The organism is Yoonia sp. (assembly GCF_046292185.1).
GTDB lineage: Bacteria > Pseudomonadota > Alphaproteobacteria > Rhodobacterales > Rhodobacteraceae > Yoonia.
The window spans coordinates 1-10531 of the sequence record NZ_JBKBQY010000111.1; the positions used below are offsets into that span (position 1 = coordinate 1).

The following is a 10531-nucleotide window of genomic DNA, read 5'->3' on the forward strand; positions in this document are numbered from 1 at the left end:
TGAAAATCACAGTTCCTGAAAACCTAAGCCTAGCCGCCGTTTCAATTCTTCCTTTGCAACCGCTAGGACGAGGTCAAGCGTCCAGCCACCAGCGTTGCCCAGGCGTTGTTTTGTCTTGTCCCAAACAGTCTCATCGCGAATCGCATCAAGGAAGTCGTGTCCTGCCATGGTCATGCCATGAATTGAATAATTCAACTTCATGTCGGGCTGGCCCGCCACGTCTAGCAGGCCAGCGTCACACAGCATTTTAATGTGGTGCCAATTCTGAGGTTCGGTTCCAGAGAAATCCCTTGGTGATATAGATTGAATCCGATTGATCCGTTCTGGTTCGTAGCTTTCAATCACAAGGAGAATTTCGCGGATCAAATCGAGGCTGCGTTTCATCGTAACTTACCCAGCTTGTTGCATTAACCTTCTGAGAGAGTAGTTATTTATACGACCACAGCCAAGGCGGCTCCGTCCCGCTCTGCCGGCCTTCACGCTCGAAAAATGCTGAGCGATGGATGAATGTCCGTTCTCGTGAAGCTGCACCGCAGCGCTCGCCCATCAAGCCAATGGCCGCATTGGGCCGAACACGTCCCTGCACGTGCAAACAGATTTTCCTCGCTGCGAGCTGCATGGGTGTCGCCGATGAACTCTTTGCGTATGCCAGTCAGGGACAAAACTCACGCGTTTTTGTCACAGGCGATAACCACCGTTTCTGACAGAACGTTTTGTCAGGGTGTTTACGCCCGAACGGCGGAAAAGCGGCCACTGACGTTCGCTTCACTCTATGGAGTTTCTATCAGTGCCAACATCGCGGCAGCAAAAGCTTCCGGGGCCTCTTGTTGCAGATTGTGACCGGTTCCGTCGAGTAGGTCCCAATCCAATCAGACGCCGCCGCCGCGTCATAAGCATGTCGCTGACCATGCATTCGAGCGCTGAAACGTGTCCGGCAGACTATCCGCTAGCTCAAACGGAACGCTACCGGTTCGTAAGGAGCCGCCAATACATAACGGCATCGTCGGGTGCCGCCATGGGCGGCCAGCGACGCATCAACCTGCGCAGTTCGATCTTCAGGAAGAGTGACAACGATTAATCCTTTGCAGTTGGATACTTTGGCTAGCAAGGATAGAGCCATTTCGGGTCGACTTGAATACATATGCAAAAGTGGCTTGCCCGACTCGATCCACTGAGATATTGCATAGGTATTCACTCATGGTACGGGCAGACGATTATGAACTATCTCAAGCGGGGGAAGAGCGAGGCGGAGCGCGCATCGGCTGATGCCGAATTGCGGCGCGGCGTGGAACAGGCGCTGGCAGAAATCGCGCGCGATGGCGATGAAGCGGTGCTCGAAATGGCGCAGCGCTTTGACGGGCTGGAGCGTGATACCTACCGGTTGAGTGATGCAGAAATTCAGGCGCTGATTGCCGAGGTCCCCGCCGATGATCTGGCCGACATTCGTTTTGCGCAGGAACAGGTCACCAACTTCGCCCGCATCCAGCGCGCCAGCATGACAGATGTAGAGGTGGAAACGCTGCCCGGCGTGGTGCTTGGCCATCGCAATATTCCGGTACAATCGGTCGGCTGCTATATCCCCGGCGGCAAGTTTCCGATGGTCGCCAGCGCCCATATGTCGGTGGCGACGGCCAAGGTCGCTGGCGTGCCGCGCATCGTGGCCTGCACACCGCCATTCAAGGGCCGCCCCAATGCCGCCGTCGTGGCCGCGATCCATATGGCGGGCGTGGATGAAATTCATGTGTTGGGCGGCATTCAGGCGATTGGCGCGATGGCGCTAGGCACTGAAACGATCGACCCCGTGCATATGCTGGTCGGCCCCGGCAACGCCTATGTCGCCGAAGCCAAACGGCAGCTGTTCGGTCGTGTCGGGATCGACCTGTTTGCAGGCCCGACCGAAACGATGGTGATTGCCGATGACACAGTGGATGCAGAACTTTGCGCGACCGATCTTTTGGGGCAGGCCGAACATGGCTTTGACAGCCCCGCCGTGCTGCTGACCAACTCGCGCAAACTGGCTGAGGCGACCCTCGCCGAGATCGACCGCCTACTGACCATCCTGCCGACGGCGGAAACCGCCGGGGCAAGCTGGCGCGACCACGGCGAGGTAATTCTGTGCAAAGACCATGACGAGATGCTGGCGGTAGCAAATGACATCGCGTCCGAGCACGTGCAGGTGATGACCGACCGCGATGATTGGTATCTGGACAACATGACCTGCTATGGCGCGCTGTTTCTGGGTCCGCGCACCAATGTGGCCAATGGTGACAAGGTGATCGGCACCAATCACACGCTGCCGACGCGCAAGGCGGGGCGGTATACAGGCGGGCTGTGGGTTGGCAAGTTTCTGAAAACCCACAGCTATCAGCGTATCCTGACGGATGAGGCGGCGGCGAATGTCGCGGCATACGGATCACGGCTGTGCATGATCGAAGGCTTTGTCGGCCATGCCGAGCAATGCAATATCCGCCTGCGCCGCTATGGTGGGGTAAATGTGCCTTATGGCACCAAGGCACCGCATCTTGTGAAGACGGCGAAATGACCTTGCCGCAAACACCTTCGTTCCGGCTGGACGGACGGCGGGCGCTCGTGACAGGCGCCTCATCGGGGATCGGGCTGGCCTGTGCCGTGGCCTTGGCCGATGCCGGTGCGGCTGTGACATGCGTCGCGCGGCGCAAGGATGCGCTGGAAGACGTGGCGCGCCAGATTGGCGGGCGTGCGGTGCCTTGCGATATCACCGATGTTGATGCGCTGGCGGGGCTGTTTGACACACCTTATCAGATCGTCGTCAATGCGGCGGGTCTGGCGCGGCATGGGCCGGCACTGGATACCGCGCCTGATGATTTCGATGCGGTAATGGCGGTCAACCTGCGGGCGGCCTATTTTCTGTCGCAGGCGGCGGCACGCGGGATGGTCGGGCTGGGTGGTGGCACGATCATCCATATCTCTAGCCAGATGGGCCATGTCGGTGGGCCGGATCGCGCGGTTTACTGTGCGTCCAAACATGCCATCGAAGGCATGGTCAAGGCGATGGCGCTGGAATGGGGGCCGCATCGCATCCGCATCAATACGATCTGCCCGACCTTTATTCGCACGCCGCTGACCGAAAAAACCTTTACCGATCCTGATCGCCGTGACTGGCTGCTGCGCAATATCGCGCTTGGCCGCCCAGGCGAGGTGACGGATCTGATGGGCGCTGTGGTTTTCCTTACCTCCGACGCGGCGGCGATGGTGACGGGCACGGCGCTGAAAGTTGATGGCGGCTGGACCGCCGCCTGAATGTTTACCCCCAGAAGGATCGAATGATGACCCCACAGGAAATGCGCGCAAGGATCGTCCGTTATGGTGAACTGGTGCCTTGCAAGACCGCCTTTATCGACGCCCATACGCCGGGATCGGATCAGAAGGAAAATTTCACCATCATCGGTGGCGGTGTGTCCGAAAGTCCCGACCAGCATGTCCATATCCGTGACACACCCGGTTTCAACATCGGGGCTGCGGGCCAGCCGCCGAAATGCCGCAATAGCCTGCATTCGCATCGCACGGCAGAGGTGTTTTTCATCCTCAAAGGCCGCTGGCGGTTCTTTTGGGGCCGCTATGGCACCGCCGGTGAAGTGGTGCTGGAAGAAGGCGATATCATCAATATCCCGACCGGCATTTTCCGTGGTTTTGAAAATATCGGCACCGATTACGGGATGATCATGGCGATCCTTGGTGGAGATGACGCCGGTGGCGGCGTGATCTGGGCCCCGCAGGTGATCGAGGATGCACGCGATCACGGTCTTGTTTTGGGCGAGAATGGCAAGCTTTACGACACCAAGAAAGGTGAAAACCTGCCCGATGGTGTCAGCCCGATGCCGGTCCTGTCCGAGGAAGAACTGAAAACCTTCCCCGAATTGACCACGTCCGAGGTGATCCCCGGCTATGTCGCGCGATACTGGGACCTGATGGCGCTGGCGGATCGCAGACCTGCGCAGGTCATTGGCGAACACGGCGTCCTGCGCGACCGGCCTGGGTTCGAGGTTGATTTCATCAACCATCACACCGTGCTGGATGCGTCCGTCACATCGGGGCGCAATGATGTGCTGATGGTGATGCGCGGGCATTGGCGTCTGTCATGGGACGGTGGCGACGTGATCCTTGCCCCGGGCGACACCTGCGCTGTGCCGCCGAGCCTTGCTTATCGTCTGGCCCCGTCGATGTCGGGCGAGGCGAGCATGTACCGCGCGCGCGACACCGATGACGCCGCTGGCCCGACATGGCGGGACTGACGCTTACCCTGCTCCTGCTGCCGGGCATGATGTGCGATGCGCGGCTGTTCGCGCCGCAGATCGCACATCTGTCAGCGGGGCGCAGTATCATCGTGGCCGATCTGTCGCGCGATGAAAGCATCGCCGCCATGGCCGCCCGCGTGCTGGATGAGGCACCGCCGGTTTTCGCGCTGGCAGGTTTGTCAATGGGCGGGATCGTCGCGATGGAGATGTTGCGTCAGTCGCCGGACCGCATTGCGCGGCTGGCGCTGATCGCGACCAACCCGCTGGCCGAGACGGAAGAGGTTCGGGCAGTTCGCGCACCGCAAATGGAACGCGCCAAGCGCGGTGATCTTGCAGGGCTGATGACAGAGGCGCTTATCCCGCGCTATCTGGCCCGCCCTGCACCGGATATTGCCGATCTTTGCTTGCAGATGGCGGCGGATCTGGGCCCGGAGGTGTTTCTGCGTCAATCGCAGGCGCTGGCCGGTCGACGTGACCAGAGTGCGGTGCTCGCAGCCGCGACTTGCCCCACGCTGATCCTGAGCGGTGAGTTAGACCAGCTTTGCCCGCCTTCCCGACATGATCTGATGCATGAACTGATGCCCCATGCCCACCGCGTCAGCCTGCCGGATACCGGCCATTTGCCGGTGCTGGAAAACCCTGAACTCACGAATAAGGCTTTGTCGCAATGGTTGCTTTGACTCAAACCGCCGCCGCTTTGTTGCTTGCGGTCGATACCCCCACGATCTGCAATGCTATCGAAGTGATTGAAGGCAAGCGCGGGTTCGACCGTTTCACGCGCGGCACCGTTCTTGCCAGCGATGCAGGCGCGGTGCTGCTGGGGCAGGCGCGGACGGCGCGGATTTCGGCGCTGGCCCCCTCCGATGATCCGGTAGAGGTCGTGCGCGCAAGGCGGATGGATTATTACCGCCATATGGCCGACGGCACCGGTCCGCGCATCGCCGTGGTACAGGATATGGATGGCGCAGATGCCATCGGGGCCTTCTGGGGTGAGGTGAATACCACGATCCACAAAGGGTTCGGCTTATGTGGTGCGCTGACCGATGGCGTGATGCGCGATCTGGCCGACATGGCCCCGGGCTTCGGGGTGCTGGCGGCGTCAATCGGGCCGTCGCATGGGTTCGTCCACGTGACGGAGGTTGCAGTGCCTGTCACCGTCTATGGTTTGACGATTGCACCCGATGATTGGGTCCATGCCGACCGCCATGGCGCTGTGGTGATCCCCGCCGATTACCTGCCCGAATTGCCCACCGCCATCACGCGGATGCAAAAGGCCGAATCCATCGTGCTGGACGCCGCCCGCGCCCCTGATTTCGATTTCACCCGCTTCAAGACGGCCTGGGCCGCTTTCGAAGCGGCCCGCACATAAAGGAGTATCCCCATGTCACGTTTACCGATCCCCGATAATATTCGATTCATCAAATCCCCCGGCCGCGATGCGCAGGCGGACAACGCGCCAGTCGTCACGCTGGTGGCGGAAATCCTCGCCCGCGTCGGCCGTGAAGGGGACGTTGCCGTGCGCGATTATTCGGCGCAATTCGATGGTGCAACGCTCGACCAGTTCGAGGTGTCGGCAGCGGACCGTCAGGCAGCACTCGACCGGCTTGACCCGCAGACGCGGGCCGATACCGAATTTGCCATCAGCAATGTCCGCGCCTTTGCCGAGGCGCAGCTAGGCACCCTGTCGGATCTGGAGATCGAAATCCGCCCCGGCGTGCATCTGGGCCATCGCAATATCCCGCTGGAACGGGTGGGATGCTATGTGCCCGGCGGGCGCTATCCGCTGTTATCCGCGCCGATCATGTCCATCGTGCCCGCCAAGGTCGCAGGCGTGACCGAAGTAATCGCCTGCCTGCCGCCCAACGCGCATGAGGCGATGATCGCGGGCTGTCATCTGTCTGGTGCCGACCGGATTTTCCGCATCGGCGGCGCGCAGGCAATTGCGGCGATGGCGCTTGGCACTGAAACCGTGCCTGCCGTGGACAAGATCGTGGGTCCCGGCAATGCCTTTGTGAATGAAGCGAAACGGCAGGTCTTTGGCCCCGTGGGGATCGACCAGCTCGCCGGCCCGTCCGAGATTTTCATTCTGGCTGACAGCACCGGTGACGCCGAAATGATTGCAACTGACCTGTTGGCGCAGGCCGAACATGACATCCGCACCCGTGTCGGGTTGATCACCACCGATGCCACACTTGCCGATGCCGTACTGACCGAGGTCGACCGGCAGTTGGAAACACTGTCGACCGCCGCCACCGCGGCGCAGGCCTGGCGTGACTATGGCGAAATCGCGCTTTGCCCGGACGAGGCGGCGATGATCGCCTATTCCGATATCGTCGCGGCAGAACATTTGCAGGTCCATACGCTGGAGGCCAAGGCGATGGCGAAACGGCTGCGCCACTATGGGTCTTTGTTCATCGGGACGGATGCGAGTGTGGTTTATTCCGACAAATGCTGTGGCACCAACCACACGCTGCCCACGATGGGCGCGGGGCGCTATACCGGCGGGCTATGGGTCGGGTCTTATGTCAAGACCGTGACGCATCAATGGATGGACGCCAAAGGCGTGCATCAGGTGGCCCCGCCAGCCGTGCGCCAATCCGCGTCCGAAGGGTTGGAAGGCCACCGCCGCGCCGCGCAATTGCGGCTGGATCGGTTGCAGGGCTAAGCGGCGCCCTGCCTTTGTTACAGGGGGCGGGGCAAAGGCAGGACGGCTTGTTCCAAGGCATGGCCGATCTGGCACAATGTCGCCTCGTCCTTGTGCCTTGTGACCAGTTGGCAGCCCAAGGGCAGGCCGTTCGCGGCCAGCCCGCACGGCAGCGACAGGGCGGGGTGGCCGGACAGGTTGAACGGTAGGGTGCGCATCGCGGTCCAGACCGGACCATCAGCGAAATCGGCAAAGGCAGGCGCAGGGCCAAGCGTGGTGGGTAGCAGGATCGCTGCATGGTCGGCGAAGATCACATCGACAGCGGCGCGGAATTCGAGACCAATCTGGCGGGCGCGGGCAATATCGGCATCGTCCGGCACCGCACCTGTCAGCAGGTTGCGGCGGGCGTCCACGCCGTATTTGTCGTAGTTTTGCGAAAGAGGGGTGCGGTGGGTCGTCAGCGCTTCGGCCTGAAGGATGACGGTGCCTGCGGCCTCTAGCCTGTCATAGGCGGGCAAGGGGGTCAGGTGGATTTGCGCACCCAGTAGCGATAGGGCAGCGCAGGTGTCGTCCAACCCTTGTAGCAAGGCGGGGTCGCATCGGGGGTCATCCGCGAACCAGTCGCGCCCATAGGCAATTTTCATCCCTTTGATATCTTGCCCGATCTTGCGCATGGCCCCGGCACCGGGGGCTATGGCGTCCAGCACCAGCGCGGCATCAGCCACGCAGCCTGCCAGCGGGCCGATCACGTCAAGGCTGGGCGACAGTGGGAAACAGCCCGCATCAGGCACAAGCCCATGTGTTGGCTTCAACCCAACGATCCCGCAATAGGCGGCAGGCGCGCGGATCGACCCGCCGGTATCTGTGCCAAGGGCCACCCGCATCATTCCTGCCGCCACTGCCGCTGCCGAACCCGACGACGACCCGCCGGTGATGTGGTCGGGGTTCCACGGATTGCGCGCGGGCGGGTTGGGCTGATCCCATGCAGGGCCGGTCAGCGCGTATTCATAGGTGGCGAGTTTCGCCAGCGGGATCATCCCCGCCTGCCGCAAGCGCGCGACAGCGGTGGCATCCTGCGCAGGCGAAGCGTCATGGGTGTGTGACCCGCAGCGCGTGGGCTGGCCTGCCACATCGATGATATCCTTGACGCCAAAGGCCAGACCAGCCAGCGGCGGGCGCTGTTCGGCAGGCATTTCGTCGATCTCGCGGGCAAGGGCCAGAGCACCGGCATTCAGATCGACCACGGCGCGGCTGATCCCATCGCGGGCACTGATCCGGTCAAGCGCGGCCTGCGTCAGTTCCACCGCGCTGATCGCACCCCTTGCGATCAGGCGGGCCTGGTATTGCAGGGGCAGATCAAGCGGGGCGGTCATGGTGCAACGATTTGGCGGTGTCATGCAGCGCCTTGGCTGCGGGGAACAGGGCGGCAAGGTCAGCCGGCGACAGGGTGAACCCAAGGTCGCGCAGACGGGTGTCAAGGGTTTCGGGCGTCATATTCCACCTGTTTTGAATGTGTATGCAAAAATACTTTTGGCACGATTTCCTTTGTCTGGAAAGAGATCAGAGGCGCTATCATAGATTTTTTGCATAAGTATGCATTTTTTGATTGATCGACTCGCCCTCTTGCGTCCATAGATATTTGCAAGCGTATGCAAAAGCTGCACGGGCAGCCTCGGACTAGGATAAGAAACATGGGAAATCAGGACGACACAGCGACGATGGCAAAAGGTGCCAAGCCAGCGAGCCGTCGTGATGATGGGCCACATCAGGGCAAGGTCATGCAGGTTGAACGCGCCGATTTTGCCGAACTGGTCCCGGAAGGCCGCGCGCCTGTGCAGGGGATGGACGGGTTTGATCCCTGCTATTCCGATATCGTCGATTACATCATCCGCTGCACCCACAAGATTTGGGACGAACGCGATGTCGGGCTGATCTATTCGCATTACACGCATAATGTCGTTCTCTATCTGCCGACCGGCACGATCTATAATCGAGAAGATGTGGTTCGCGACACGATCCAGCGGCTTGTCTCGCTGCCGGAACGGCGCGGGATGGCAACGCATGTGATCTGGTCCGGCGATGATCAGGCGGGGTTCTACACCTCGCATCTGGTCACCGGTTCGGGGCGCTATAGCCAGAACGGGCATTACGGGCCTGCGAACGGGCGGTCTTTTGTGTCGCGGACGGTGGCGGACTGCATGATCCATCGCAACAAGATTTACCGTGAATGGGTGGTGTCGGATCAGATGGCGATTGTGCAGCAACTGGGCCTTGATCCGCGCGGCTACGCCGACAAGATCGCCGTGGGCAAGCTCTCGCAGGGTATGAAACAGCTTGATATTGGCGAAACCGGCCTGATGCAGGGTCAATATCCACCCGAGGCAGAGGCTGATCTGTCGCTGGCTTCCAATGATCTGGAACGCGACACGCTAAGCTGGCTGCATGATGTCTATAACCGCAAGATGTTTGGCCGCATCCGGCAGGTCTATGCACCCACGGCGCAATATCACGGACCGCTGATGAAGGAACTTTACGGCACTGCATCGGTCACGCATCAGATGCTGGGGTTGGTGGGCAGTTTCCCTGATGCATTGTTCATGCCGCAGCATATCTGTTCGACCCCCTGTATCGAAGGCGGCACCAAGGTCGCGGTGCGCTGGCTGATGGAAGGGCATCATCTGGGCCATGGTATTCTGGATTCCCTGGGTGATCCGACCGGCAAACATGTGCGCCTGATGGGTATGTCGCATTTCCACTACAAGGATGGCCGGATCGTCGATGACTGGACCGTCTATGACGAACTATCAGCGCTGGTACAGGTCCGGCTGGCACAGTTGGGGGATCTGCCGTCGGGTGCCCTTGCCGAAAATCACTGACACATTCACAACGACCCATAACAAACGGGCGTCCTTAACCAACGGAGAGAGAGCCATGAAACTTATGACCCTGCCGGCCACTGCTGTGGCTGTCATTCTGGGACACAGCGCTGCTTATGCCGGATGCGGCATCGAGGCGGGCAACGTCAACATCTTGTCGAACGATTTCGACGCGCTTGGCATCGTGATCAATGAGGCGCGGACCTGCGCCGGTGATGGTGTGACCGTCACAGCGAACATGACGACCGAGCACCGCGCCCTTGCGCAGCCCGCGCTGACCACCAATCCCGCGCAATATACCGTGACGATGGTGGCGAATAATTCCATCGCGCCGCTTCTGGCGCGCGATCTGGTCCGCCCGCTGGATGATCTGGTCGCTGCCCATGGCAGCCAGTTGCTGGAACAGCAGCTGGTCCGCGTCGACGGGCAGGTTGTCGCCATCGCCTTTATGGTGAACGGGCAGAACCTGTTCATGCGCGGCGATATTCTGGAACAGGCAGGGCTGGAACAGCCCACCTCGATTGAGGAAATGCTGGCCGCTGCCGAAAAGATCCGCGCAGACGGCATAATGCGCTATCCCTTGGCCGCGGCGAACCAGTCGGGTTGGTTTCTGGCTAATGAATTCGTCAACACCTACATGGGTCTGGGCGGGCAGTTCTTTGAACCCGGCACAGCAGTGCCCGCCGTCAACGGCGACGCAGGTTTGCGCACACTGGAACTGATGAAGGCGATGACCG

General features: G+C 60.7%; 11 protein-coding genes. 8 read left to right on the forward strand and 3 right to left on the reverse strand.

Features of this window, described 5'->3' with window-relative positions:
• Nucleotides 1-6 precede the first annotated feature (6 nt).
• Nucleotides 7-384: a DUF2513 domain-containing protein gene (locus tag ACK4TM_RS15565; protein WP_409702907.1), complete on the reverse strand. Its 378-nt coding sequence runs from the start codon at nucleotides 382-384 to the stop codon at nucleotides 7-9.
• 832 nt (nucleotides 385-1216) lie between these two features.
• On the opposite strand from ACK4TM_RS15565, the gene hisD (ACK4TM_RS15570) reads away from it, so the two are divergent.
• The 6 genes from hisD (ACK4TM_RS15570) to hisD (ACK4TM_RS15595) are packed head-to-tail and all read left to right on the forward strand — an operon-like array spanning nucleotide 1217 to nucleotide 6939.
• On the forward strand, nucleotides 1217-2542 hold the full coding sequence (gene hisD / locus ACK4TM_RS15570; protein ID WP_409702909.1) for a histidinol dehydrogenase: 1326 nt from the start codon (nucleotides 1217-1219) through the stop codon (nucleotides 2540-2542).
• Nucleotides 2539-3279, forward strand: coding sequence for an SDR family NAD(P)-dependent oxidoreductase (locus ACK4TM_RS15575; RefSeq protein ID WP_409702911.1), 741 nt, complete (start codon nucleotides 2539-2541; stop codon nucleotides 3277-3279). The genes hisD (ACK4TM_RS15570) and ACK4TM_RS15575 overlap by 4 nt, the downstream gene beginning before the upstream one ends.
• Before the next feature lie 26 nt (nucleotides 3280-3305).
• On the forward strand, nucleotides 3306-4271 hold the full coding sequence (locus ACK4TM_RS15580; RefSeq protein ID WP_409702913.1) for a cupin domain-containing protein: 966 nt from the start codon (nucleotides 3306-3308) through the stop codon (nucleotides 4269-4271).
• Nucleotides 4259-4954 (forward strand): alpha/beta fold hydrolase, encoded by a 696-nt coding sequence (locus tag ACK4TM_RS15585; RefSeq protein ID WP_409702915.1) that lies wholly within the window; start codon nucleotides 4259-4261, stop codon nucleotides 4952-4954. The genes ACK4TM_RS15580 and ACK4TM_RS15585 overlap by 13 nt, the downstream gene beginning before the upstream one ends.
• Nucleotides 4942-5643, forward strand: a complete 702-nt coding sequence (locus ACK4TM_RS15590) for an RraA family protein (RefSeq protein ID WP_409702917.1) — start codon at nucleotides 4942-4944, stop codon at nucleotides 5641-5643. Before ACK4TM_RS15585 ends, ACK4TM_RS15590 begins: the two co-directional genes overlap by 13 nt.
• Before the next feature lie 12 nt (nucleotides 5644-5655).
• Nucleotides 5656-6939 carry a histidinol dehydrogenase gene (hisD, locus tag ACK4TM_RS15595; protein WP_409702919.1) on the forward strand — a complete coding sequence of 428 codons (1284 nt, stop codon included), beginning with the start codon at nucleotides 5656-5658 and terminating at the stop codon, nucleotides 6937-6939.
• Between the two features lie 17 nt (nucleotides 6940-6956).
• Here hisD (ACK4TM_RS15595) and ACK4TM_RS15600 read toward each other — a convergent pair whose 3' ends face one another.
• Both ACK4TM_RS15600 and ACK4TM_RS15605 read right to left on the reverse strand, forming a co-directional pair.
• Entirely contained in the window at nucleotides 6957-8291 is a 1335-nt protein-coding gene (locus ACK4TM_RS15600) for an amidase (protein ID WP_409702921.1), read from the reverse strand.
• Nucleotides 8275-8412 (reverse strand): hypothetical protein, encoded by a 138-nt coding sequence (locus tag ACK4TM_RS15605; RefSeq protein WP_409702923.1) that lies wholly within the window; start codon nucleotides 8410-8412, stop codon nucleotides 8275-8277. Before ACK4TM_RS15605 ends, ACK4TM_RS15600 begins: the two co-directional genes overlap by 17 nt.
• Nucleotides 8413-8609: 197 nt before the next feature.
• Between ACK4TM_RS15605 and ACK4TM_RS15610 the strand changes: the two genes are divergently transcribed.
• Nucleotides 8610-9794, forward strand: coding sequence for an ester cyclase (locus ACK4TM_RS15610; RefSeq protein WP_409702925.1), 1185 nt, complete (start codon nucleotides 8610-8612; stop codon nucleotides 9792-9794).
• A gap of 55 nt (nucleotides 9795-9849) precedes the next feature.
• Nucleotides 9850-10531, forward strand: a 682-nt coding sequence (locus ACK4TM_RS15615; RefSeq protein WP_409702927.1) for an ABC transporter substrate-binding protein, incomplete at its 3' end; no start/stop codon positions are given.